Below are 23,882 nucleotides of genomic sequence, written 5' to 3'. Positions count from 1 at the left end.
AGCTGCACCTCCGATCAGGCGGAACTCGTGAAGTCACGACTCCTCAGTCCATGCGTCGAGTCAGTCGCATCATCCACGTAGCGAGTAAGCGCGTCACGCACGACGTCACTGACTGTTCGCCCTTCATCTGCGGCCTTTGCCTGGGCGGCTTCGTAGAGGTCAGTTGGAATGCGAAACCCTCGCTTGGGCGTCTTGGGCTGATTCGGCACGACATCAGTCTCTCAGAAGCCGAACGAGCAATCATCATTTCATGCTTGTTTGGTGTGGCCACACCCTCTAGAATCGCAGTATGACAGCCAGCAGAACGGAGCTGATCGTCGGGGTTCCCGACCAGCTCGAACGGACGGCTCGTCTTATTGCCGCGGCACGAGGCGAGGACATCAATGCAGTGGTCTGCGCGGCCCTGTGCGAGTACGTCGGGGCGGTGCCACTGTGAACGTGCACGAGCGGTTCGGCGGCCGACTCCGTCGCTGCCGGCAATGCGGCCTCCGGGTGCCCCGCAGCGAGATGGTCTACGGCCACCGCGCCTGCTCCGAAGACTGCGCCAACAACCTCTGGTTCAAGGAGACGTTCGACGCTTTCGTGGACTAGGCGAAGGATTCGACGGCACCAGCTGGCTCAATAGCATGAGCGCATGATCGCTCCCGCCGCATCAGCACGAGCGCTCAGAGTGCTCCAAGTCCTGTGGGTGCTCGGCTTCCTCGTGGGAACAACCACTCACGCAGCGGATCTGATTGTCGGCGGCTTGAGCGCCTACGATCACCGTGAACGAGCGGGTGCGGCCCGCGGCTAGCTCAGCTGAGCGATGCGCGCTAAGCGGCCTCATCCGGCACAGCAGTTCTCGTGAAGGCACGGATCGACTCGACGATGATGTCAACGTCCGAGTCGCCGAAATAGAAGTCGGGCCCGGTCGGAGCATGATCGGTGTATGGCGACTCGAAGAGACGCCCCGGCTCCATCACGCCGTTCTTCGTCAGCTCGTCGACGACCAGGGTGACGAAGCGGATCTGGTCGGCAGAAAACCGGGTGCCGTCGAGGTACGCCTCGAATGCTTCAGTCGCTGCCGCCCGCTCCAAGCCCACCAGCCTGCGGACGAACACCCCGAGTCCGCCGATCTGCTTTGTCGCAAACGCAATGTCGACGGGTCCTGCGCCGGAAGCGACGAGCATGCTTTCGAGCTCGGTGACATCGGACGTAGTGAGCTGTTTGCTCCGTCGAAGTCGCTGAAGCGCGAGGTTGTCGAGATGCTGGCGCAGGTAGGCCTCCGCCTTCGACTGAAAGCGTTCGTAGTTCGTTCCGGGAGTGACGCCGGGCAACGCGATCTCGGTGATGGAGGAGAGCGAGTCCTCGAAATCCGTATAGATGGGGTTGCGACGCTTGTGCTCGATGAAGCGGGCGAGACCGCGCATGCGGATGCGGACGAGTTCGAGCATCGGCAGGGTGACATCAGCCCACCACTCATCGCTCGCGACCGATTCGAGTAGCACCGCCTGCGCCGCGACCGAAGGGATCGCCGTCTTGCCGAGCAGTGCAGCGGCGATCTGCTGGACCGCTTCGCGTACCCGTTCGCCGAGCGCAATATCCCCGTCGAGCTGCGCGAGTTGCCGGCGCAGGATGAGCAGATCGAACCGTTTGGCGTCTTCATCCTCGTCTCGCAGCGACGACGGAAGGCCGGCCACCTGCATCAGCGCGTCAACCTTCGTGGGGGTGAGGTCATTCCAAGCCACCGGCTCGCTGAACTGCTCGACAGCGCGTCGATGCGGACGCACGACGAAGTTGTCGAGCGTCATGCCCGCGACGATGTCTCGCAGCAGATCCTCCGTCGAATCGCGCAATTCCGGCTCGCGGTCGTCGAGGCCGACGACAAGGCCGATACGCGCCTCGAACAGGCACTGCGACAGGGACTTCTGCGTCTCGCCCTGCGACCCCGGAAGATCCTGGCTGAAGTATTCGAGGTTGCCACAGAAGTCGAACACCAAGAAGTCAGACTTGTCCTCGCCCGGGCCGAACAGGTCCGGACGCAGGCGCGTGCCGCGCCCGATCATCTGCCAGAACTTCGACTTAGAGCGCACCATCTTGAAGAACACGAGGTTCACGACGTCGGGCACATCGATTCCGGTGTCGAGCATGTCGACGCTGATGGCGATGTGCGGCGCCTTGCCAGGAGTGGAGAAGTCGTCGATGAGCGACTGCGCATACGGAGACGCGTGGGTGATCACGCGGGCGAAGCTGCCCGCCAGCTCGGGGTAGGCGTAGTCGAAGCGCTTCTGGATGAACTCGGCATGCTTCTGGTTCTTCGCGAAGACGATGGTCTTGCCGAGCCGGTCGGCGCCGGCCACTTTGTAGCCTCGCACCATGAGGGTCTTGAGCACCTTGTCGACGGTGTCCTCGTTGAATAGGAAGCGGTTGATCTCCTCGGCGCCGACTTCATCGGGCGGACCGCCCTCACCCCAGTCGAGGGCGTCCCACTGATCCTTTTCGTCCTCGGTCAGGTCGTCATAGCGGATGCCAGCGCGCACGAACTGCAGCCCGACGCTGACACCCTTCGGTGGCACCAGGTAGCCTGCCCCCACGGCCTCGTCGAGGCTGTAGCTGTCGGTCGGCACGCCGTCTTCGAGGTGGAACAGACGGTAGGTGTTGTGGTCGACCTCATCCTTCGGCGTCGCCGTGAGTCCGACCAGCAATGCGTCGAAGTAGTCGAAGATCGCACCGTACTTCGCATAGACCGACCGGTGCGCCTCATCGATCACGATCAGATCGAAGTACCCCGGCCCGAACCGGCGAAGACCATTGTCGACCTCGTCGATGAGGTTCATCATCGTTGGGTATGTCGAGACGTAGATCCGGCCTTCCACCGCCTTCTCGGTCACGAGATTGACTGTCGTAGACCCGGGCAGGTGGGCTTTGAACGCGTTCGCGGCCTGGGTGACCAGCGCTGTGCGGTCGGCAAGGAACAACACGCGCTTGGCCCAACTCGCCCGCTGCAGCAGGTCGACGAGCGCGATGACGGTGCGGGTCTTGCCCGAGCCGGTGGCCATGACGAGGAGGGCCTGGCGCTGGCGGCGGTCGAACGCGTCGGCCACGGCCTTGACAGCGCGCACCTGATACGGGCGCCCCGCGATCTGGGTGTCGACGGGGGCAGTAGACAGCGGCAGCTGAGTTCGGCGACGCTGGAGAAGCAGCTCGAGCTCGTCGCGTGTGAAGAAGCCGTCGATCTCTCGCGGCGGGTATCCCCCGGCGTCGTCCCAGATGCGGTGCTCGTAGCCGTTCGTGTAGAAGATCACCGGACGGCGACCGAATTGCGCCTCGAGGCAGTCGGCATAGAGCTTCGCCTGCTGCTGGCCGACCTCCGGCGAGTGAGAGGTCCGCTTGGCTTCGACCACCGCGAGAGGCAGCCCGTCGGCACCCCAGAGCACGTAGTCGACATAACCGCGCCCGTCGGCACTCGGCATGCCAGTGACTTCGTACTCGCGATCCCGTGCCTCATCGAGCCTCCAGCCGGCTTCACGCAGCAGGACGTCGATGAAAAGGTCACGGGCATCGGCCTCGTCGTAGTCGCGGGTGTCCGGCGCGGCGTCGGCCTGCGCCGCAGCGATCTGTGCACGCAGGCGCGCGATCTCGCTCTCGTGGGCGGCGAGGCGCTCGTCGCGGTCGGCCAGCGCACGCGCGTGTGCGGCATCCTGCTCGGCGAACTTCTGAGCCAGGCGCGCGACCTCGTCCCGCGAGAGCGGGGCGGCCTTGGCAGCCAGGGCCGGGTCGAACTGCGCCTGCAACGGAACGACGTCGGGATGCGGTGAGTGGTGGTATGACGCCCAGACGATGACGGCAAAGAGCTCACGTACGAGCTGGCGCGACACGTCGGCGCCGACCTGACGCGGGTCGTGCACGGCCGTGTTCGCCACCCGCCGGATGATGTTCAGCTTCTGGATGATCCCGACGGGCACGCGCGCACCGAATCCTGGATCGCCGATGCGCGCAGCGAGATCATCGCGATAGGGAGCACGAAGGTTGAGCAGGTCATAAAGGTGGAGGACCAGGTTCTCGACCACGCGGCGGCTGTAGAAGCACGCCGTGCGCGGGTCGGATGAAAGATACGACTCCGCCCTTGCGCAGCCGTCGTGCAGGTTTGGCAGCGTCTGCCGCACGAAGTCGAAGTTCCCCATGTCTCCCCCTCAGCCTCGATCGTCGTCGATCCCGAAGTGTTTCGTCAAACGTTCCAGGGTGAACTCCTGACGGAGCTTGCAGGCGCTGTTCTGATTGGCGAACAGGCCCTTCTCCCAATAGGCCTCCGTCGCGGGCACGATCACGAGCCATTCCACAGGCACCGCCCACTCGGCGTCGTCGTCGGACGGATCGTTCTGATGCGGGTAGCTCCCGGCGAACGCCTGCGCGGAGAGCCGCTCCCATCCGTCAGCGACCTTGACCTGGGCCTCTTCGAATCGCGCTGCCGGGGCGAGGATGCGACCCACACCGACGTAGCCGGTGCCGGGAATGTTGACCCAGATGCGGGCACCCAGAGGGAGGCCTCGAAGGGTCTGCGTATAGAACTTGCCGCCGCCCGCGGACACAAATCCGAAGGACATGGCGTCTGCCCACGGGCGGTCGCCTCCGAACGAGACGTACCAATCGACCCCGTTCCATGCGGCACGTTTGCCCTTGGTGGAAGACGGCTTCGACGGGGACGATTCGTCGGACGAGGCGAGCGACGACCGAGCCAGATATCGGCGGTCCTCATCCTGCAGGTAGGAGAAGAAGACGGCGTTAATCGGCACGCCGAAGCCACGCAGATACGTGACGATTCGCTCGGAGCTGGCGTCGAGGGCGGAGGCGACGACAGTCAGGTGGAGCTCACCGTTGAGCTCGTCGGGCGGCGCGGTGCCGAAGACATTCTCGAATTCGACCTCGAACGGCTGGGCGAGATACCGTTCCGCGATGTCGATCACGTCGTCGCGCAACAGCGTCGACACCCACGAGCCGTAGTCGAGCACTTGTGCGACAACCTCGCGCGGCGTCTTGTCACGCTTAAGCTCGAGGATGTGCAGATTACCGTCACTGTCAATGGCGAGCAGATCGAGTCGTTTCCCGTGAGGCGTGAGAACCTCGCTGCCGATCACAAGAAGTGGGATGCCGAGTAGCGAAGGATCGTGCCGCAGGAAGTCGTGCAATTCCTTCTCCGTCGGCATCGCCGCAGCGGCCAGCGGTCGCGGTTGATCCCCATCGATCCGCCACATCCTCATCTCGACCGGCATGTCAGCTCTTTCCTCGAAATGCTCGCGCTTGAATTGATTCGAACAGAGCGTTCGAGGCGGCGAGTGCTTGATGAGCCCGATCCCATTGCAGTTCGATCGCCATCACGCGCGATTCGAACTGCCTGACTAGGTCGGCAGGAGGGTGAGCAATCCTGATTCGTCGCAGTTCCGAGGCGTTGATATTCGCCTGATTCACGGCCGTCTTTGCGAGGCGCCGCCTAGTACGGCGCCCGTGCTCGCTCGCTAGGTAGGCAGACACAAACTCGGCGGTGGACGAGTCATGGAAGCGAACGCGTATAAGGTATCCGGCGTATCCGAACGGCGCGTGTGTACGCACCACGGCCGCCTTGCCAACCTTCTCGGCACTGTTCGTGCGGTTGAAAAGAAGGTCGCCTGCCCGAACCGTGTATTTCGGAATTTCTTCAGGGGTTAGGTTCGCGTACTTGAGGTCGGTCGTGTCGACCCTGCCATGGTCGGTGATGTTTCCCATCCGAAGAATTGGCCACTTGCCGGTAAAGCCGGACCTCGCAGAAGTGCCGTAGCTGACATCGGCTGCGAAGTCACCAATGGTTCCCATGGGCCAGTGTTCTGACCACGTCGTTGGGTCGCCGAATAGATCGAGGAATATCGACTGACTCAGGATGTCTAGATGCGCAAGCACCTGACGCCGCTTGACGCGCAGCATGTCGGCACGATCCATGATCGCGGCGATCCGTCGCTGCTCGGCGCGCGGCGGCAAGGGAATCGACACGCTGCCCAATGCCTCGAGCGAGATCGCCTTCCGCCGGTGGACTCCGCCATTGCCGAGCTGGGAATAGTAAGTTAGCGCTCGGGGACTCTTCAGGAAGCGGATCAAGTATGCAGGCTCGATTAGCGAGTCATCCGCCCGAAAAACTGTGTACATGGGACTTATCAGCCCCCGTCTTGGCGCGATGCCTATGGAGCCCTCGTCAAGGTGAATCGTCGCATACGCGAAATCGCCAGGCTCGACAAGCTTGTAACTCTCGACGTCCCGGCTGAAAACCTGCTTCTTGAAGTATTCCAGGCTTGGGACAAACCCCGAGTGCTTTGTCACGGAATAGACGGACAACCCAGATTGCGAGCCCGCTCGCCTTCCTGCGGGGCGAATGAGATCCCCAAGTCTGGCGTTATTCATGTGAGCAATGCTCTGAGCTCGTTTAGGTCGTTGGCGATCTCAGCGTCGAGCTTTTCGATGTCGGCGATGATGTCGAGAGGCGCACGATGCTCGACCTCGTCGTGTATGACCTCCTTGTAGCGATTGAGCGAAAGATCGTAGCCCTGTGCGACGATGTCGGCCTTCGGCACGCAGAACGACTGATCCGTCCGCGCGCGGTCCAACTCGGCGGAGCGGTTCTGCCAGCGTGCGAGGACATCGGGCAGGTCGGTCGCCTCGACCGGATTGCGCTTGTCGTCGAGCGAGAAGCCGTCGGCTCGTACGTCGTAGAACCACACGTCGTCGGTGCCACCGTCGTTCGTCTTCGTGAAGAAGAGGATTGCCGTTGAAACCCCGGCGTAAGGACGGAAGACTCCCGAGGGAAGTTTGACGACAGCGTCTAGCTTTTGGTCTTCGACGAGCATGGTGCGCAGATTCTTGTGCGCTGCGCTCGACCCGAATAGCACGCCATCGGGCACGATGACCGCCGCGCGGCCTCCGGGCTTCAACAGCTTTAGGAACAGAGCGAGGAAGAGCAGCTCGGTTTTCTTCGTTTTGACCGTGCGCTGAAGGTCTTTCGCCGTCGCCTCGAAATCTAGTGATCCGGCGAAGGGCGGGTTGGCAAGGATCAGCGTGTACTTCTCAGCGTCGCCGGATGCTCCCTCCGACAGTGAGTCGCGGTAGCGAATGTCGGGTGACTCGACGCCGTGCAGCAGCATGTTCATGCTGCCAATTCGCAGCATCGTCGAATCGAAGTCGTACCCGTGGAACATCGAGTGGTGAAACTGCGTGCGCTGCACCTCGTCAATGAGGGAATCCGAGTGATTCGCCCGAACGTACTCGCTGGCGGCCACGAGGAAGCCCGCGGTGCCGCTGGCCGGATCGCAGATTTCGTCGCCGGGCTTCGGCGCCGTCATCGCAACCATCAGCTCGATGATGTGGCGGGGCGTACGGAACTGTCCATTCACGCCGGCCGAAGCAATCTTCGACAGCAGGTACTCGTAGAGATCGCCGTTGGTGTCACGGTCGGCCATCGGGATGCCGTCGAGCATGTCAACGACCTTCGACAACAGCGCCGGCGTCGGGATCGTGAAGCGCGCATCCTTCATGTGCTCGCTGTACGTCGTGCCATCGCCCAGGGAACGCAGGAACGGGAACACCTCGTCGCCGACGGTGCGGTGCATGACCTCGGGCGACTCGTTCTTGAATTCGCTCCAGCGTAGGTGCGCCTGACCGGGCAAGAAGACCTGTTTCTCGCCATCCGCACCCGTCACACGCGCCCGCTTCTCCGCGAGGATCTGAAGGTCGTCCAGCCGGCGCAGGAAGAGCAGGTAGGTGATCTGCTCGATGACCTCGAGCGGATTGCTGATGCCACCCGACCAGAAGGCGTCCCAGATGCGGTCGATCTTGCTCTTGAGCTCCCCGGTGATCACCCGCCCAGCCTAGTTCTCGTTGCCGAAGGCGCGGTACGTGTCTCCATCTGAGACGCTCGCGCACAGAGGTGGTGTGAGCCCCGAGCAACGGATAAGGTCTGCGTAACCATGGGGGGGCCATGCCAAGTCAGCGACTCACAATATTCCTTCTCACGACGGACGTTGAGGCACCTGGGGATGCCCTCGATGCGGGCGGCGAGCAGACCTTCTCGGAGCAGGTTGTCTCAACTTCGGCCGGTTTCGAGGGCATCTTCATTCAAAGTACAATCATCCGCGATTTCCCGAGTGGGCAAAGTATGTTGCCCCCGTTCTTGAAGGTGATCTGGAAGTGAAGACTGCGTCTTCCTCGGGGCTACTCGTCTTGAAGGCCTCCGAGCGCTACTTCGCGCTTAGTTTCGGATTCGGACGGAACCTCCTCGACCCGTCAAAGATCGAGCGGCGATTCGGACTGAAAGTGGCGCTCAACCGCATCGACGCACAACAGATTCGTAGCCTGGACACGAAGACGTTCGAGGACATGGTGGTGTCGAAGACCACTCAAACCAGCAAGAACGCAGAACTGTCCAACTTCGGAGTGGACGCAGTTCGAGACCTTCTGCGGGCGGTCACCGGGAAACCCTCCGACGAGACGTTCGGTCGAACCATCACAGGTTCAGACGCCCTCGTTCTGACGACGAAGCGGTCTCTGGAGGAACTTCCTGAGCTACTCGCCGAGTTGCTGAACGCCTACGATGACGATGCCTATAAGGCGCGCTTTGAGTGGATCGACCATCTCGCAGAGGTGAAGGATCCAGACGACACAGCAGCACTCGACGCGCTTATCATCGCCCAATTACGAGCGGGGGAAACCACGCGAACCCATTTAGCCATGCCGGAGAACTTCGGATGGGATGAGATCTCAGGATTCAAGATCGGCGGCGCTGGTCGGCATGTTTTCGATGATCTGGACCTCGACGAATACCTAGAGGCGTTGGACGATGAACGGGACTCGATCACCCTGGAACAGCTCAAGCAGCGCCGAGTACAGGTGGGCTGGATCAAGTCGGGAACGTTCGATACGCGTTGGAGTGTCTACAATTCGCTTGTCTCGGAGCAGGACCTCAATGGGAAGCTGTTCTCACTGATCGAAGGCCAGTGGTTTGAAGTCGCGCCGACGCTCGTCAATGAAGTCGACAGCTACCTGGCGTCCCTTCCTGCGCCCAGCACGGTGCTCCCGGCCGCATGGAAGAACGAGCACGAAGGTTCATACAACGAGAGGGCTCGAGATCTTTCGGAAGACATACTGCTGCTCGACAAGAAGCTCGTGCGGGCTGAGGGCGCGACGACCTCCGTGGAATTTTGCGACTTACTCTCAAGTGGCGCGGAGTTGATTCATGTAAAGCGCAAGTCACGGTCGGCGACCCTGAGCCACCTATTTGCTCAGGGAAACGTATCGGCGTCCACTCTTATCGGCGACGGGCAATTCCGGGACAGTGTGCGCACGTACCTCGGAGAGATCGCAGGGGATGACGCGCCGCGATGGCTCGACTTGATCCCCGCCGCGGGCGAGCATCTTGAGCGCACCCGCTACTCAGTGCACTTTGCTGTTCTAACCAACTCCAAAGGGTCCGGGACGGGTTGGCTCCCGTTCTTTAGCAAGCTGAACCTGATGCAGACGGCGAAGCAAACACAAAGTCTCGGCCCAACTGTCGTCATTTCACGGGTGCCGGTTGAGGAACAACCGGAGGCGTAGCACCAGCAGTCGGCCAACCCGGAGATGCCAGCCAGGGTTGGGCGACCCCATATGCCAGCCTCCAAGACAGTCCCAGGAGAATCGTCATCGGTTCGGCTTGCTCTCGCTTCCTGGATGGGGGCCCGGGTCGGTTCCGGCCCAGCTCGTCAGCAAGGCGAGCGACTGCTCTGACGCGGAGTCTGGTTCCGTTGTGTAGATGTAAAGCGTCTGGGATGGCTCTCCGGGAAGGGTGAGGGTTTCGAAGTGGATCTCGAGCTCGCCCACCAGGGGATGATTCAAGCGTTTTGGTGCCGCGCGTGCGCTGGTGCACCCGGTGCGCTAACCGCCACTGACGGAACTCATTGCTTGCCACGGACGGCTCGTCTTATTGCCGCGGCACGAGGCGAGGACATCAATGCAGTGGTCTGCGCGGCCCTGCGCGAGTACGTCGGGACGGTGCCACTGTGAGCCCGCTCGAGCGGTTCAGCGGCCGGCTCCGGCGGTGCTGGCAATGCGGCCTCCGGGTGCCCCGCAGCGAGATGGTCTACGACCACCGCGCCTGCTCCGAGGACTGCGCCAACAACCTCTGGTTCAAGGAGACGTTCGACGCTTTCGTGGACTAGACGAAGGACCCGGCGGCACCATCTGGCTCGGTAGCATGAGCGCATGATCGCTCTCGCCGCATCAGCACGAGCGCTCAGAGTGTTCCAAGTCCTGTGGGTGCTCGGCTTCCTCGTGGGAACAACCACTCACACAGCGGATCTGATCGTCGGCGGAGTGAACGCCTACAGCGGCTTCCCTCTCGGCGTCCGGCTGTTCTGGGTGTCACTGACCATCCTGGATCCGGTCACCGCTGCGCTGATCATCTTTCGACGACGCTCCGGCATCGTGCTCGGCATCGCCGTGATCGTCGCCGACATCGCAGTGAACTGGAGCGTCTTCGCTCTGGTCGGCGGCCTGTCGTTGTTCGGCGTCATCAGTCAAAGCCTGTTTGCGGTGCTCATCTTGGTCACGGCTCGACCCCTTTGGATATGGTTCGGGCCGTCTTCTCCACGAGAGCGCGCCGACCTGAACAGAGAGGCCTGACCGCACACGATTGCGAGACGGTCGGCCAGGCTCGGGAGCTAGGAGGGCGGGTTAACGCTGCCGGAGTCAAACAGCCGTGGGCGACATAGTCGAAGAGGTCCAAAAGCGGAGTTACATCAGGGCCACTTCACCTGAGCAGATACCCAGTACGAAGTGGGGATTGTCGCGCCGACCTGACGCGGAACGTGGCGCGCCCAGCTCGTCATCCGGCCGCTCTCGTGAGGGTCGATCCGGTCAGCGGCGCCGGCCACGAGGGTGACGGGGATGGGGCACGGTGACGTGCGAAAGGGCCGAGGAAGCCTCGCCCTACCGAGCATGGTCGATGGTACGACGATCGCGCCCGTGAGGGGGTCCGTTGCGTCGTGCATGAGGCGGAAGGCCATTTGGTCGCCGTTGGGGAAGGCACTCACGTATTGAGGCCTCCCAACACAGCCATCTCTGATGGGTTAGCGGCGTTCCGCCTCCTCGATCGCGTCCGCAATTCCATAGACACCGAGTTCGATCAGACGATCGAGAATGTCGAGCAGTTCCGATATGCGCCTTTTGTCACGTGACTGAGCCAGACCCCGAACGACTAGGTCCGAGATGTAGTGTGCGTCGCCAGCCGCTCCCGTCCGGATATCCGCTATGTCACTGCCGAAGACGTCGAGAAAGCGGTGGGCGGCGAGGTCAATTAGATCGTCGACCATGTCAGGTGCTTCCTGCAAGGTGATCAGCAATTGTGGGGTGGCATGGACGTAGCTCGGCGACATGATGAGGTCAGCGAGAAAGCTGCTGAACGGCCGCAGGCTGTGGCCCCTCAGGTTACTGGCGAGCCGTCCCACTGCCTTGCGAACCTCGTCGTCCTCGTCATGCATGAGCCGGCGCAATGTGGCGAGAACAAGGTCAGAATTCGCGGCGCGATCAATTCTGGCGCTGCAAACTTCAGCCGCGCCACTGCGAAGCTCGATACCGCCAGCAAGGGCTCGCTTCATAAAGTCGGGACGCTCCCATTGAAGCGCGGCGAACGCAGCCATCCATCCGCCGGCGTGCCTTACATTTGCGTCCTCTGATTCGAGCATCCTGTTGATTACTGGATCAATTCGTGCTGGGTCCGCATTCCCGACGTACACCATCAGGCTGCGGACGTGCTCTGAGGCAAGCAAGACATCGTCAGCGTCGATCAAGCGTTCAAATGCTTCGTATGCCTCATGCCGCGCATGCCGAAGGCAGGCCGCGACGGTGTGAGCCACACATGCGCGGACGCTAAGGACTGGGTCGCTGGCTAGCGCACTCAAGTGTGGGCTTACGAGTCCGGATCGCTCGCCCTGCGCGTCGTGTATGAGGAGGTCGCCAAGTTCTTCCGCAAGACTGCCTCTTGCGGTGTTGATGCCGTTCTGAATTAGGTCACGAGGGCTGCGATCGTCTCCCTCACGTGTGAAGATCGGTCTGTTGTCTTCCGGGTCTAGCGCGTATAAGGCGCGATCCCGAACCAGCTCCACAAGATCAATTGGTAGCTCGTCACGGACTCTCCGCACTGACCAACCAAGCCATCGATCACAGCTGGTCAGCCCGAGGCTCATGATGTGTCTGATGGCCTCAAACACCATCGGTTGCGCAACGGGCGGGATCGACGTGTCGCCGAAACCCCACAAAATTGCACTGGGATAAGCAGGGTTTGTGGCCGAAGTCAGTTGCATGGCTAGACCTGCGAACCGCAGCGGGTCCTCAGACGTGCAACTCTTGAGCATATGCGAAAGCTCCCGGGCCCCGCCGACGGAGGGATCCTTGTGGCGCTCGTCTTTGTCGTGCTTGGCCATAGCGCGAAGCCAGTGACTATCGGACATTTTGCCGGTCGCGTCGGCGCTGATCGGGGAGCCGACCGAATAGCTGATTATGCCGGTAGCCGGAGGGGGCACCTCCATGTCGAACTTTCGCTGATACTCAGCGAGGCGCCGCAAGCCGGTCGGGCTAAGCCGGTTTCGATCAAGCGCCGACAAGAACTTGAAGGCGGTGTAACCGAAGGAGCGACCTCGCTCGTAAGGATTGCGGAGGTCGCGCAATTGACCTTCAAGGCGTGAATGGTCATCGTCAGAGATGTGTGGTGCGATTGCCTCAATTACCTCTCGAGAGAGCCCGTAGCTGTCCGAGATGTAGCCGCTGTGCAGTCGAGGTCCGCCTTCGAGCATGAGCTGGGCAGCCCAGTCGGCGAAGTGAGCCGATCCGGCGATGAGAGTTCGGAACAACAGCGCCTGCGCCGCGTCGTGTTCGTCGGCAGCCAAGCTGCGGAGCAGGGGTTCGAGCGACTCCGGCGCTGTCGCTGCCCAACTCGCGAGCGCCTCGACGGAGCCGTTGTAGAGGGCATCATCGACGTCATCTGACGAGGTCGGGGATGGTAGCCGGAAGCTGAAGTGGCGGTCACTAGTTGGCGCATCGGGATGAGAATCGACAGAGGTCGCCTTCATCACAGCCAGAAGGCACGGCACGACGGTTTCAGCAAACACCCGAGGTTCTGACTTGCTTGCCCCCTGAATCAGCTGAGTGAGGCTGTACTCCCGCAGGCCGAGGATCGTGACCTTTTGGTCTTCACCTAGTGCCAGAGCTGACGGATTGTCGATGAAGCAGGCGGCCAGCACTTCAATAGCCCATCGCGGTTCATATTCAGCGAGGCCGTGAAACGAGAACCACAGGTTTCGGTCGAGCAAATCAATTTCACCCGAACGAATAGCTTCAAGCATCAGGTCAAACAAAGGCCGATTTAGATGCAGGTCTGCTCGCCGCGTTACCAACTGGAGCCATTGTCTGTACTCGGGATCGTCCCGTCGTTTGGACAGCAGATGCGCTACCGTCTCGCTGTTGTCAGGTCCAGCGTTCGACAGCCATTCGATTCCCCGTTCCCTCAAGATTGGATCAGCCCCATCAATCCAATCCCCGATGAAGCCGCGGTCACTGACCACGTGGAACCAAGTCGGGCGCGTTATTTGCTGCCATAGACGCCGTGACAGCGTTGGATCTGTCTCGGCAACCCGCAGGGTGAGGTCGAGATCGTCGTCAGTAGGCGTCCTTACGTTTGCGAACACCATCACGGCCGTCTCCTTAAGGTGGAACCGGATGGAAGGCGCGGTCAGGACAGCTTCGACTTCGTTCCGGAAGCGATCCGGATCCCGTTCGCGCAGTAGCTCGAGAATCTGACGCACTTGAGCACGTCGAAACAGCTCTTGCTCTTGTGCACAGAGAAATTCGACAAGGGACTCCTTCCGCGACAGCCATTGCCTCGCGAAGGTGTAGTCGAAGAAGGTTTCGTGAAAAAAGGAGACGCGATCACCATCGATCGCTAACACCTGCTCCGATGCCAGCACCTGGGCATCGCTGATGTAGTCGTCGGGGTCGAGAATCTCGATGGCGACCGAAAGCGCCTGCTGGTCGCTTGCGGCGTTGGCAATGCGCGCAAGCACGTCGTTGAAGCGAACCTCCGGGCGATGGTTGTGGATGGTCTGGCGCTTGCGCTCCCAGAAGGCTTCGAAGAGTGAGCCACGGGAGGTGAAGTTGAGAGCGCCGGGTTGACTTGCGACGCTTTCGAGAAGCACGAGGTTCAGGGGTGACCTCAGCAGTTCTCGTTGTGGCGGGGTAAGTGCTGTCGCGTCGAGGCCCATCGCGTCGACGGCACCAATGACGGCCTCATTGGGCAGCGGCTGGACGGTGACGCGTTGAACGTCTGCTCGCGCATCAAGCTTGCGAATTCGGTGATCGTTCTCGACATCGAAAAGTCGGCAGGCAAGGACGACCCGTACTCCTTCGACTGACAACGCCTCGTGAATCAGGTCGGCAATCACGTCATAGCGCTCGGAGAGACGTCCCGATGCGAGTGAGACCGCGTCGAGCTGGTCAATGATGAGGAAGGCGTCGCGGCCATCTGCGGCCAGCCGCAGGGACGCAACTGGCGAAGAATTCAGGCCTAGCTGGGCGCCCAACTCGACCGTCGAGTTGAAGGCTCCCCGACGGTCGAGACGGAACGCCAAGATCTCGGCCCCATCTGATTCGAAGCTATCCGCCGCCTGATAGAGGACAGAACTCTTGCCTCCACCACCAGCGCCGACAACCAATGCCACGCGCGTACTGTTCATCAGTTTGACGAGGTCTGCGGACTCACTCCTGGGGATGGGCGGGCTGAGCAGCTCTCTTTCCACGGTGCCACGCCAGCCCTTGGTCGTAGCCTGAACCTCTTCATGAGCGGTCCTTGTCGCCGTAGCGTGGCGGGCTGAGATACCGTGACGGGCCAGCCCCTCGAGCAACTCGCGCCTCGTGAGCCTTAGACGGAGATTGTCGAGCAATACTGCACCCACGGCGATCGGTAGGAGCGATTCTGACGCGCCCTCCAACATCGTTTCAGCGAGCATGGCGTTCGTCTTAACTAGCTGTTGCTCATCTCCGAGTTCGAACCACATACCGCGAAGCACCCGCCAAGCGTCTTCCGCGCTGCCGAGGACAGCGGGATCGGCGACTTCATCGAAGACCGGACTTAGTTGCTTGGTGAGTTGGCGCCTCATGAATTGCTGGACACTAGAAGACGCCCGGGCCCATTCGCTAAGTACGCGTAGCGATCCGCATGGCGTCATCGAAGCGAAGTGGTACTCCCGGCCAGCTGCGACGTGCCGCGCTGCTACCTTGAAGATGCCGCGACTGTGCAGGGCTGCGGTCGTCCAACGATCGTTCACGCTGTGCTGGCGCTTCACCTGGGTGATTGCAACTATGCCGTGCTCGTCCACGAGCGTGAACTCCGAGCCATGGGCTAGATCTGGGTCGAGGTCCTCGAGAGTTATGCTTCGACGCTCGTCCTGAATGCACCGCAACGCGTGGTAAACGGCCCATGCCAGCTCGTACTTGTTGCCGAGCTTGTCGGCGACTCCGCCGCCAGCGCTATTCTTCCGAAGCGCTACCGCGGGTACCTGGTCCGCATCCTCCATGATCACCATTCTGGGCGGATTCGCCGATTCTCGGCGTTAGGCGCTTCCGCCGCATCACAATGCACGGAGGCAGATTAGGTAGCTCTCCCCCGCGCTCCGACGGCTGACGGCGCGTCCAAGGCAAGAGCGATCCTTTTGCGGATTGGTCGAGCGGAATCGTCAGCTCCATATTCATCCCTAATCTCCTCAGCAATCGAGTAAGCAGTCGCTTCACTTATTGCGTTTGTCGAGCGACAGTGCATGCGTGTCCATCGCTGCCAACCCGCGCCCGGGCGAAAACCCCGAGCACGTCGCGAAGCGCGCTCTTGATCGCGTTCGCCGTGCGGTAGAAGCTGCGCCTGGGTCGAACGTGTTCGAGCTGACGATTGTGGGCGAGAAGTCACCGGTCGATATCCCGGACGAGATGACCGATGTCATCATCGCCGCTCTCGAGAACCTCGCCGCCGGCCACCACGTGAGCGTGCTGTCGAGAGAAGAGGAGATGACGACGGTGCAGGCAGCGGAGGTGCTCAACGTCTCACGCCCCTACTTGATCAAGCTCCTGGAGAGTAGCGAGATCCTGTACCGGACGGTGGGCACCCATCGCCGAGCGAAAACGGATTCGCTGCTCGCATTCAAGGCTCGTGCTGACGCTCGAGCGCATGATGCCGCTGATGCACTGGTGCAGATGAGCGAGGACATGGGCTTCGACCGGAGACCGTCGACGCCGTTGCTTCGTCGGGTGGAAATGGCTTGGACTTGGCCCGAAACGTCGCAGGAAACCACCCAACCTGATGTTCGATTTTTTCGTTTTGCCCGAGTATGGTGGGCGCCATGAGCACCTCGCCCAACACGCCACGCGGTGCCCGCAAGGCACAGACCTACCTTCCCGAGGCCAACGCCCGCGAGGAGATTCTCGATTTCGCCGAGTTGATGCGCGAGCTTGCGGCCTTCCTCGCGCAGAACTCGTCCAAGGCTGCACTCGTCGACCCCCGGGGCAATGCCCGCCCCATCCCGGATGAGATCTTCCGCATCCTCGACCAGGTGACGAACACCCTCGCCGCGGGTGCGGGCATCACGATCGTGCCTCAGGGCATGTCCATGACGTCGCAACAAGCCGCGGGTTTCCTCGGCATCAGCCGCCCGACGCTGGTCCGTCTCCTGGAGGCCGGCGACATCGCTTACGACAAGCCCGGCCGTCACCGTCGTGTCCAACTAGAGGACCTGGTCGCCTACCAGGCGAACTTTCGTTCTGAGCGCCGTGCTGCGTTGCGCGAGTTGCAGCGCGCCAGTCTCAGGGCGAAGGTTCAGGTCGGTAAGCCGGCTGACGTGAAGCGTCGTGCGGAGCTGGACGCTGAGTGAGCTTCCCAGCCTTCTTCGACACCAACGTTCTCTACGGAGCGCTCCTCAACGACTTCATCCTCGAACTCGCCGACAGTGGACTGTTCCGGCCGCTGTGATCGAAGGATGTGCTGTTCGAGCTGGCGAAGAACCTCGTCAAGAACGGCGAGGATCCGGCGCTCGTCGAGAAGCGCGTCGGCACGATGGAGCGATACTTCGCTGATGCGCTGGTCACCGGCTACGACGACCTGGTACTGCATCATCTCGTAGGGCGCCGGCAACGCCATGAGGCCCCGCGGAGCCATCTACTTGTGGGAAATTCCCCACATTGGATAGTGTGGTGATATTCCCACACGCGCTGTTGTGGGGAAATGCCCACTTGAGAGGCGCGCATGCCATCCCTCACCGCCCGAAAGCACTCCGATGTCGCTGCCGTCATCCGCGCCGCGCGTGAAGATGCGGAGCTGACTCAGGCCGAGTTGGCTGAGCGGCTCTCCTTCCCGCGCGACTACATGGTCGACCTCGAGGCAGCGAAGCCGAACCTCTACATGACGCGGCTGTTCCGCACGCTGCACGAGCTCGGCATCACCATCACCCTCGACTACGGCGACGACGATGCCGACGCTTGAGCTCTTCCTCCACGACGAACCGGTGGGCATCGTCGAGAGGGTGCCCCGCGATCGAACGCGCGTCACGCTGACTGTACATCGCGGGTACCGTCAGGAAGTGCTGCTGAGCGAATCGTTCACGGCTCTGCCCGGACGGCGCCCCGCATCCGATCGCGTCTCCGACTTTCTCGGCGGTTACGTGCCCGAGGGCAACCACCGAGAGCAGATGGCCGCCAAGCGCCGCATCGACAAGGACGATCTGTTCGCGCTTCTGAGTGAGTTCGGCGGATCGATCGCCGGTGCCGTGACGCTGCGTCGAGCAGACGACACCTCGGTGGTCTCGCCGAGCTACGAGGCCCTGACCGACACGCAGCTCGCCGCACGCCTGAAGCAGGCCCTGGAAGACAGCGACCAGGGCATCCCCGACGACAGCCGCTCGACCCTGCCCGGCTATCAGCCCAAGGTGCTTGCTGCGCTGCTGAACGACGAGTGGGCCGTGCCGCACGGGCGCGCACATTCGACGCACATCCTGAAACCCCAGGTTCCCTCGCGCCCCCATCGCATCTTCGACGAGCACTACAGCCACCTGCTCGCCCGAGAGGTCGGCCTCTCGCAGTACGACAGCCGGATTCGCACAGCCGGCCGCACCACCTACCTCGCCATCGAGAGATTCGACCGGGTGCTCGACGGTGACCACGTTCTGCTGCACCACCAGGAGGATCTGGCCCAGGCCTTGGGTCTGGATTGGCGCGACACCGACGTGAAGTTCCAGGAACCGAGCTGGCCGACCGACCCGAAACGGGCCACTGCGCGGCGGATCGGAGAGCTGCTGGGGTCCATTCCCCGCGGGGACGCCGCCGTGGAAGCGTGGGTGCGTCAGCTCACCTTCCACATCGCGATCGGCAACAACGACGCGCATGCCAAGAACGTCGCCCTCATGCATCTGCCGACAGGAACCGAGCTCTCCCAGATGTACGACGCGCTGCCCAACCTCTTCCAGGACGGGCTCATCGACTGGAACCTCGCGCTGTCGGTCGACGGAGTCTTCGACCATCGCAGGATGTCGGCCGAGCGGCTGCTGGCCGAGGTCGCGTCGTGGGGCGTACTGCCGCACTCGCGAGCATCCGCCATCGTGACGGAGACGCTCACGTCGTTGGACGCCGCCCTGGCCTCGATCGGTGTGCCTACCGGGTCGTCTCCGGGAATGGCCGAACGCTTGCGCTGGAACACCAGCCGACTGCTTAGCGGATCAGAGATCAGCTCACCCAAGCGGTGATTACTGCTCCGAGAACGACCCTGAGCGCGAGGGCACCGCACTGGCAGGGCGGTAGAGCAGGGCCACCGCGCCCGAGCTGAACTCTTGGCGTTCCACGAGCCTGAGCTGCAGGCGGTCGCGCAGACCGGCGAACAGAGTCGGCCCGCGACCGGCGATCACCGGGTGCACGACGAACGCGTACTCGTCGATCAGCCCCAGATCGGCCAGCGCCAGCGGCAACGTCACGCCTCCGACCGACAAGCCCTCCCCCGGCTCCTGCTTGAGCCGCCGGACCGTCTGCTCCAGGTCGCCTCGCACGAGTTCGGCATTCCAATCGACCTCACCAAGGGTGCTCGACACGACGTACTTCTTGGTGCTGTCGATGCTCTCGGCGAAGGGGATGTCCCGCTCGCTCATCCAGTCCGGCCACGCCCCCGAGGCCGGTCGTCGCCAAACCGACTGCATCATCTCGTAGGTCACGCGGCCGTACAGCAGGGCGTCGGCTCGGTCGATCTGGGCGGTCCAGAAGCGCATCGACTCCTCGTCGGGGGCGATGCCGGCCTCGTGGTGGACGCAGCCGTCGAGGGTGACGTTGATCCCGTAGCGCAGTGGTCTCATCCGGTGCTCTCCCTCGATGCGTGCGGAGCGTTTCACTGGTGCGTTGCCAGGCTACAGTCGGGGCCCCGGTGGCGGGAAGTCTCCCCCGTCCGAGTACTTTTCCCGCCTGGTATGGCTCGTCATACTCAGTGCATGAAGACTTCCATCTCAGTTCCCGACGGTGACTTCGAGCGGTTCGAGAGGGTCGCGTCACGCCACGGCATGAACCGGTCGGAGTTCTATCGCCTCGCCGCCAGTCGGCTGGCCGATGAGTTGGAGGGCGAACGAGAGCTCACCGCGCTGGCGAACGCGGTGATCAAACGGGCAGGACAACCCTCCGGGGATGGCGTGTTCCTGGGCGAGAATGCTCGCCGACAGCTCGAGTCCACCGGATGGTGATCGAGTACGGCGATGTCGTGTGGGTGGACTTCGGATCACCTCGGGGCTCGGAGCCGGCGAAGATCCGGCCTGCCGTCGTGCTGCAGGAGGATTGGCTGCTCGCGACCGATATCAACACCGTGCTCGTCGTTCCATTGACCTCCAACACGGCGTTGGAAGGATTTCCGGGCAACGTCGCCATTCCGGTAGAGGCGTCCGGCCTCGAGAGGGACTCGGTAGCCGTGGTGTCTCAGCTCGGACCGGTGAGCAGGGAAAATTTCGACCCCCACCCTGCCGGGCGGGTTCCCGCATACCTGTTGGCGAAGATCGGCGCCGGAGTGCGCCTCGTCACGGGCGTGTAGACATTCGCGCATGAGCCGTCGGCGGTCAGAAACCGAGGCCGGCATCCGCAGCCGTCGGGGAGCACTTCGAGTGGCGTCCTCGCAGAACGCAGTCCGGGTCGTGGTCGGTGGAGCCTGAATCGGCCATCGCCGCGGTCAGGTCGAACTGCCTCATGACGAGCGCTACGGTGCTCGCGAAGGCGGCCGCGAGGGCGAGGAGGATCGAGGGGATGAAGGCCGTGGCGGAGGGCACCCATCCCCCGATGACCCACGGGAGTGCGACCAGGACTACGACGGCTGCCGTGCACAACCACTGGTTGACCGCGAGGCCGATCGATTCTCCCGAGGCGCCCCGCATGAGCATCCGCCGGCCTGTGTCCACGGTGCACAGCACCACGATGACACCCAAGGCGATGAACGTCAGCGCGCCCCAGATCGGCTCGAACACCGCGAGAGTCAAGGCCACGAAGAGGGGGAGGGCGTAGACGGCGAACACCCAGCGCACGCCGGAGCGGAGGTAGCGATCGGCGGCGTCCGTGGCCATCGTGATGCGGTGCAGATCCGTGTCGAGGTAGAAGAACACCCCCACGATGAACGTGCCGATGAGGGTTGCGGAGACGCCTGCGACACCCAGGAGGAACTCGCTCGAATCCATCAGCATCGTCGATCCACCTGCTCGCACTAGATGTTCGTGTGCGGACCAGGCTAGCGGCTCCGCCCCTCCTCCTTCACGTCTCGCAATTCGCGCGCTTGTCCGCTTCGAAGTGCACGCTGTCCACTTAGCAGAGGAGCGCTCATGTCATCCGGCAACCCCGTCACCGTGACGCCGATCCGCGTCGCCACCCTGCTCGCCGAGGAGGAGCGGCTGCCCGTGTACGTGCACCTCATCTCGCACCCCCAGGGGCAGGTGCTCGTCGACACCGGCCTGACCGAACTCCATCCCGCCGCCGACATGGACCCCCAGCTCGAACCGCTCTGGTCACAGAGCCTCGACCTGGGTCGCATCACCGCGGTGGTGAACACGCACCTCCACTTCGACCATTGCGGTGGCAACCACCTGTTCGCCGGGACTCCGGTCTACGTGCAGCGCCGGGAGCTCGAGGATGCGCGCACCCAGGACGATTACGCGATCCGCGAGTGGGTGGATGCCCCCGGCGTCGAGTACACCGAGATCGACGGCGAGCACGAACTCCTGCCCGGAGTGCGGCTTCTTCCGGCACCCGGCCACACCCCGGGCTCGCAAATCGTCACCGTGCAGACCGAGGAGGGCCTGGTCGTGATCGCCGGCGACACCGCGGTCTGGTCGGGCGAGCTCGACGAGCCGACCACCGAGGGCCAGCGCCTCATCGTGTCGCTCGACCCGCATCAGGTCTGGCTCTCGCACGAGACCGCCGCCTGGCGCCCTGGCCGAAAGTAGACGGGAGGCCTGGATGCCCACATCGTCCGCGACGACCGAATCGCCAGGGTCGACCGCGGACTAGCGCAGTGGTCTCATCGGAGCTCTCCCTCGATGCGTGCGGAGCGTTTCACTGGTGCATTGTCAGGCTACTGTCGGGCCGCTTCCCTTCAGCTGGCAACAGACTAGGTATTGAATGATTCTCACCATCATGGAATGCTGAGAGGCGAGATCCGCACGAACCGTGGCGGCTCTGTCCGGAGCAAAAGAAGAAGCCCCGGGTCAGTTTCCTGATACCGAGGCTTCCGGGTCCGGGCCCAAGTAACTTACTGCGTCAGCAGCATCGGTCATCAAGGACTCTCGTTGCCCCGATTCTACGCGAACGGATTCCACCGTGTCATCCTCACCCGAACCTTGGGTCACGGAGTCGCTCACCCTCGGGCGCTTCGGCAAGTATTCGAGAGCCGCCGGCGGTGACCACGGGCGGGCGCTCGCGGTGTACGACTGGAATGCGAAGCGGTCGGCGTCACTCCTCCACGACCTCGGGCACCTGGAGGTTGGGCTTCGGAACGCATACGATCGCGCACTGCTGAGTCACCCTCTCGTCTCGGGTAAGGACTGGATCGACCCAGCTGTCGCCGCAGCCCTTCTGCCGCCTCACCTCGCCCCGAACGGCACCGGCGAAGGTCACGACAAGAACGCGATCTCACGCAACTCGATCAAACAGGCTTGCAAGCGCGCACGGTACACCGAGACGAACGGCGTCGATCGGGGGAAGGTGATCGCCGAATTGATGTTCGGCTTCTGGACGTATCTCACCGACAGTCTGCATGAGAAGACTCTGTGGGTGCCGACGCTGCACAAGGCATACCTGCCGGGCGCCGATCGGGGAAAACTGCACCTCGCCCTTCGCGACCTGCGGGACGTGCGGAACCGTCTCGCCCACAACGAATCGGTCTACGACCGACGACCCGAGAACCAGAGGCGCAGCATTGTGTACGTCGCGAAGAACCTCTCAGAGCCACTCCGGCAGCACATCGACAGCCGCAGCTCCGTCAGGAGCGTGCTCGAGGAGCGGCCTTAGCCGGCGGGACGCAGGCACTTGTTCGAGAAATGCCGCCGATCGCGATCACCTGTTCGGGAGATAGATTGCTCGAGGCGGCAAGAAAAGGATCTACGGCCCGACGATCACGCGCGCGGAGGGCAACGCGACGAGTGAGAAAAGCGCGGTGAGAGCTGACGCGCCGAGGACGATCCACGTCACTGCGGATGTGCCAGCGGCACCGACGGCCGCGCCCGCCGCGAGGGTGCCTGCGCCGACTCCGAGGGTCATTGCGCTGACGACCCAGCCGTTCGCCTCAGTGAGAGCGCCGGCGGGGCTGAGTTGCGAGATCCGCTCGAAGACCTGGCCCAGGGTCGGCGGAAGCATCAGGCCGGAGATGCCGGCCGCGATCACGTACGCCCACGTGGGGAGCGCTGTTGCCGCGAGCGGGAGGTAGCCGAGGGCGAGGAGGACGCCGCAGACGGTGAGGAGGCGGGCCGGGGTGGAGCCGAGGGGGCGGATGCCCACGATGGTGGCGCCGACGAGGGCGCCGAGGGCGTTGACGGCGAGGATCCAGCCGGCGAGTCCCTCGCTGGTGCGGGCTGCCTCGGTGGCGGTGGCGACGATGGTCAGTGCGCCGACGGGCACACCGATGCCGAACGTGAAGACGGCGACCCGCGCGACCGCAGGAAGGAGGATGGGTGAACGGACGCCGGGATGGGCCGTGACATCACCGCGCCGCTGGGCCGAGGCGGCGCGGGGCGCGGGATTGATGACGAAAGCGAGCGCACCGACCAGGCCGAGCGCGCCCGCGAACAGCAGGTTGCCGACCGGACCGAAGACCGCGATGCCCGCGACGGTGAGCAGCGGTCCGAGGATGAAGATGATCTCCTGGGCGCCGGCATCCAGGCTGAAGGCCGCCTTCAGCTGCGGGCCGGGGGTCACGAGTCGCGGCCACAGCGCCCGGAGGGCGGGCTCGAGGGGCGGCGTGAACACCCCGGCCGCTGCGGCGAGCGCCACGGCGAGGCCCGGCAGCGGTTCGAGGGTCAGCGCCATGCCGGTGAAGGCGAGGAAGCTCAGGATGCCGCTGATGGTGAGAACGGCCACCTGACCGAAGCGGTCGATGAGTCGGCCGAGAAGCGGCTGCCCCACCGCGCCGGCGACGACGTAGACCGCGGTGATGAGCCCGGCGAAGCCGAAGTCGCCGCTCGTGGAGCGCACGAGCTGCACGAGCGCGAGAGCGGCCATCGCCCCGGGCAGCCGACCGAGCAGCGAGGTGAACAGCAGGTACCCGGTGTGTCTGGTGCGCAAGACCCCGACGACTGGATAAGAGGGGCTGGTCACATCAG

20 protein-coding genes and 2 pseudogenes are annotated in these 23,882 nt (G+C 63.0%); 12 read left to right on the top strand and 10 right to left on the bottom strand.

All coding sequences use genetic code 11. The annotated features are described in order from the left end of the window. Nucleotides 1–14 precede the first annotated feature (14 nt). Nucleotides 15–209 carry a ribbon-helix-helix protein, CopG family gene (locus ACEXQC_RS12970; protein WP_374822840.1) on the bottom strand — a complete coding sequence of 65 codons (195 nt, stop codon included), beginning with the start codon at nucleotides 207–209 and terminating at the stop codon, nucleotides 15–17. Between the two features lie 80 nt (nucleotides 210–289). Between ACEXQC_RS12970 and ACEXQC_RS12965 the strand changes: the two genes are divergently transcribed. After that, complete coding sequence (locus tag ACEXQC_RS12965) at nucleotides 290–436, top strand: hypothetical protein (RefSeq protein ID WP_374822837.1); 147 nt, start codon at nucleotides 290–292, stop codon at nucleotides 434–436. Nucleotides 437–812: 376 nt separating this feature from the next. On the opposite strand, the gene ACEXQC_RS12960 is transcribed toward ACEXQC_RS12965, so the two are convergent. Genes ACEXQC_RS12960 through ACEXQC_RS12945 form a run of 4 tightly spaced genes read right to left on the bottom strand, consistent with a single transcriptional unit; the run spans nucleotide 813 to nucleotide 7,856 of the window. Continuing rightward, nucleotides 813–4,163 carry a DEAD/DEAH box helicase family protein gene (locus tag ACEXQC_RS12960; RefSeq protein WP_374822834.1) on the bottom strand — a complete coding sequence of 1,117 codons (3,351 nt, stop codon included), beginning with the start codon at nucleotides 4,161–4,163 and terminating at the stop codon, nucleotides 813–815. Between the two features lie 9 nt (nucleotides 4,164–4,172). Continuing rightward, nucleotides 4,173–5,249, bottom strand: a complete 1,077-nt coding sequence (locus ACEXQC_RS12955) for a DUF8606 domain-containing protein (RefSeq protein WP_374822832.1) — start codon at nucleotides 5,247–5,249, stop codon at nucleotides 4,173–4,175. A 1-nt stretch (nucleotide 5,250) separates the two neighbouring features. Next, nucleotides 5,251–6,405: a restriction endonuclease subunit S gene (locus tag ACEXQC_RS12950; protein ID WP_374822830.1), complete on the bottom strand. Its 1,155-nt coding sequence runs from the start codon at nucleotides 6,403–6,405 to the stop codon at nucleotides 5,251–5,253. After that, the gene (locus ACEXQC_RS12945; RefSeq protein WP_374822827.1) at nucleotides 6,402–7,856 is read right to left on the bottom strand and encodes a class I SAM-dependent DNA methyltransferase; all 1,455 of its coding nucleotides are present in this window, start codon (nucleotides 7,854–7,856) and stop codon (nucleotides 6,402–6,404) included. Before ACEXQC_RS12945 ends, ACEXQC_RS12950 begins: the two co-directional genes overlap by 4 nt. A 262-nt stretch (nucleotides 7,857–8,118) precedes the next feature. Here ACEXQC_RS12945 and ACEXQC_RS12940 point away from each other — a divergent pair. After that, nucleotides 8,119–9,588 (top strand): annotated as a pseudogene (locus tag ACEXQC_RS12940) (DUF6119 family protein); the annotation flags it as partial. Between the two features lie 84 nt (nucleotides 9,589–9,672). On the opposite strand, the pseudogene ACEXQC_RS12935 reads toward ACEXQC_RS12940, so the two are convergent. Further along, nucleotides 9,673–9,879 (bottom strand): annotated as a pseudogene (locus tag ACEXQC_RS12935) (MmyB family transcriptional regulator); the annotation flags it as partial. A gap of 354 nt (nucleotides 9,880–10,233) precedes the next feature. Here ACEXQC_RS12935 and ACEXQC_RS12930 point away from each other — a divergent pair. After that, nucleotides 10,234–10,653: a hypothetical protein gene (locus ACEXQC_RS12930; RefSeq protein ID WP_374822824.1), complete on the top strand. Its 420-nt coding sequence runs from the start codon at nucleotides 10,234–10,236 to the stop codon at nucleotides 10,651–10,653. A gap of 446 nt (nucleotides 10,654–11,099) precedes the next feature. Here ACEXQC_RS12930 and ACEXQC_RS12925 read toward each other — a convergent pair whose 3' ends face one another. Then, nucleotides 11,100–15,596: an NACHT domain-containing protein gene (locus ACEXQC_RS12925; protein WP_374822821.1), complete on the bottom strand. Its 4,497-nt coding sequence runs from the start codon at nucleotides 15,594–15,596 to the stop codon at nucleotides 11,100–11,102. A gap of 244 nt (nucleotides 15,597–15,840) precedes the next feature. On the opposite strand from ACEXQC_RS12925, the gene ACEXQC_RS12920 reads away from it, so the two are divergent. From ACEXQC_RS12920 to ACEXQC_RS12900, 5 genes are all read left to right on the top strand, one after another. Beyond that, entirely contained in the window at nucleotides 15,841–16,413 is a 573-nt protein-coding gene (locus ACEXQC_RS12920; protein ID WP_374822818.1) for an excisionase family DNA-binding protein, read from the top strand. Next, nucleotides 16,410–16,937: a helix-turn-helix domain-containing protein gene (locus ACEXQC_RS12915; RefSeq protein ID WP_374822815.1), complete on the top strand. Its 528-nt coding sequence runs from the start codon at nucleotides 16,410–16,412 to the stop codon at nucleotides 16,935–16,937. Before ACEXQC_RS12920 ends, ACEXQC_RS12915 begins: the two co-directional genes overlap by 4 nt. Nucleotides 16,938–17,044: 107 nt before the next feature. Next, the gene (locus ACEXQC_RS12910) at nucleotides 17,045–17,260 is read left to right on the top strand and encodes a hypothetical protein (protein WP_374822812.1); all 216 of its coding nucleotides are present in this window, start codon (nucleotides 17,045–17,047) and stop codon (nucleotides 17,258–17,260) included. A gap of 48 nt (nucleotides 17,261–17,308) precedes the next feature. Then, complete coding sequence (locus ACEXQC_RS12905) at nucleotides 17,309–17,545, top strand: helix-turn-helix domain-containing protein (RefSeq protein WP_374822809.1); 237 nt, start codon at nucleotides 17,309–17,311, stop codon at nucleotides 17,543–17,545. Between the two features lie 22 nt (nucleotides 17,546–17,567). Then, nucleotides 17,568–18,800, top strand: a complete 1,233-nt coding sequence (locus ACEXQC_RS12900; RefSeq protein ID WP_374822806.1) for a type II toxin-antitoxin system HipA family toxin — start codon at nucleotides 17,568–17,570, stop codon at nucleotides 18,798–18,800. On the opposite strand, the gene ACEXQC_RS12895 is transcribed toward ACEXQC_RS12900, so the two are convergent. Beyond that, nucleotides 18,801–19,397, bottom strand: coding sequence for a dihydrofolate reductase family protein (locus ACEXQC_RS12895; RefSeq protein ID WP_374822803.1), 597 nt, complete (start codon nucleotides 19,395–19,397; stop codon nucleotides 18,801–18,803). Nucleotides 19,398–19,529: 132 nt separating this feature from the next. Between ACEXQC_RS12895 and ACEXQC_RS12890 the strand changes: the two genes are divergently transcribed. Next, on the top strand, nucleotides 19,530–19,775 hold the full coding sequence (locus ACEXQC_RS12890) for a CopG family transcriptional regulator (RefSeq protein ID WP_374822800.1): 246 nt from the start codon (nucleotides 19,530–19,532) through the stop codon (nucleotides 19,773–19,775). After that, the gene (locus ACEXQC_RS12885) at nucleotides 19,769–20,116 is read left to right on the top strand and encodes a type II toxin-antitoxin system PemK/MazF family toxin (protein ID WP_374822797.1); all 348 of its coding nucleotides are present in this window, start codon (nucleotides 19,769–19,771) and stop codon (nucleotides 20,114–20,116) included. Before ACEXQC_RS12890 ends, ACEXQC_RS12885 begins: the two co-directional genes overlap by 7 nt. A gap of 25 nt (nucleotides 20,117–20,141) precedes the next feature. Here the strand turns inward: ACEXQC_RS12885 and ACEXQC_RS12880 are convergent, their stop codons facing one another. Continuing rightward, complete coding sequence (locus ACEXQC_RS12880; RefSeq protein WP_374822794.1) at nucleotides 20,142–20,750, bottom strand: hypothetical protein; 609 nt, start codon at nucleotides 20,748–20,750, stop codon at nucleotides 20,142–20,144. 141 nt (nucleotides 20,751–20,891) lie between these two features. Between ACEXQC_RS12880 and ACEXQC_RS12875 the strand changes: the two genes are divergently transcribed. Together ACEXQC_RS12875 and ACEXQC_RS12870 are read left to right on the top strand one after the other, a co-directional pair. Then, the gene (locus ACEXQC_RS12875) at nucleotides 20,892–21,512 is read left to right on the top strand and encodes an N-acyl homoserine lactonase family protein (RefSeq protein ID WP_374822791.1); all 621 of its coding nucleotides are present in this window, start codon (nucleotides 20,892–20,894) and stop codon (nucleotides 21,510–21,512) included. A 373-nt stretch (nucleotides 21,513–21,885) separates the two neighbouring features. Next, entirely contained in the window at nucleotides 21,886–22,575 is a 690-nt protein-coding gene (locus ACEXQC_RS12870; protein ID WP_374822788.1) for a hypothetical protein, read from the top strand. Nucleotides 22,576–22,665: 90 nt separating this feature from the next. On the opposite strand, the gene ACEXQC_RS12865 is transcribed toward ACEXQC_RS12870, so the two are convergent. Beyond that, complete coding sequence (locus tag ACEXQC_RS12865; RefSeq protein ID WP_374822785.1) at nucleotides 22,666–23,844, bottom strand: MFS transporter; 1,179 nt, start codon at nucleotides 23,842–23,844, stop codon at nucleotides 22,666–22,668. Nucleotides 23,845–23,882 lie beyond the last annotated feature (38 nt).

This window comes from Herbiconiux liukaitaii, from assembly GCF_041927495.1.
GTDB lineage: Bacteria > Actinomycetota > Actinomycetes > Actinomycetales > Microbacteriaceae > Herbiconiux > Herbiconiux liukaitaii.
This window is presented reverse-complemented; position numbering and strand designations above follow the sequence as displayed.

Coding starts and splice junctions, on each gene's coding strand:
- ACEXQC_RS12895 (WP_374822803.1), bottom strand. CDS start 19,397: ATGAGACCACTGCGCTACGGGATCAACGTCACCCTCGACGGCTGCGTC.
- ACEXQC_RS12890 (WP_374822800.1), top strand. CDS start 19,530: ATGAAGACTTCCATCTCAGTTCCCGACGGTGACTTCGAGCGGTTCGAG.
- ACEXQC_RS12960 (WP_374822834.1), bottom strand. CDS start 4,163: ATGGGGAACTTCGACTTCGTGCGGCAGACGCTGCCAAACCTGCACGAC.
- ACEXQC_RS12880 (WP_374822794.1), bottom strand. CDS start 20,750: ATGGATTCGAGCGAGTTCCTCCTGGGTGTCGCAGGCGTCTCCGCAACC.
- ACEXQC_RS12955 (WP_374822832.1), bottom strand. CDS start 5,249: ATGCCGGTCGAGATGAGGATGTGGCGGATCGATGGGGATCAACCGCGA.
- ACEXQC_RS12915 (WP_374822815.1), top strand. CDS start 16,410: ATGAGCACCTCGCCCAACACGCCACGCGGTGCCCGCAAGGCACAGACC.
- ACEXQC_RS12930 (WP_374822824.1), top strand. CDS start 10,234: ATGATCGCTCTCGCCGCATCAGCACGAGCGCTCAGAGTGTTCCAAGTC.
- ACEXQC_RS12885 (WP_374822797.1), top strand. CDS start 19,769: ATGGTGATCGAGTACGGCGATGTCGTGTGGGTGGACTTCGGATCACCT.
- ACEXQC_RS12965 (WP_374822837.1), top strand. CDS start 290: ATGACAGCCAGCAGAACGGAGCTGATCGTCGGGGTTCCCGACCAGCTC.
- ACEXQC_RS12950 (WP_374822830.1), bottom strand. CDS start 6,405: ATGAATAACGCCAGACTTGGGGATCTCATTCGCCCCGCAGGAAGGCGA.
- ACEXQC_RS12905 (WP_374822809.1), top strand. CDS start 17,309: ATGCCATCCCTCACCGCCCGAAAGCACTCCGATGTCGCTGCCGTCATC.
- ACEXQC_RS12875 (WP_374822791.1), top strand. CDS start 20,892: ATGTCATCCGGCAACCCCGTCACCGTGACGCCGATCCGCGTCGCCACC.
- ACEXQC_RS12925 (WP_374822821.1), bottom strand. CDS start 15,596: ATGGAGGATGCGGACCAGGTACCCGCGGTAGCGCTTCGGAAGAATAGC.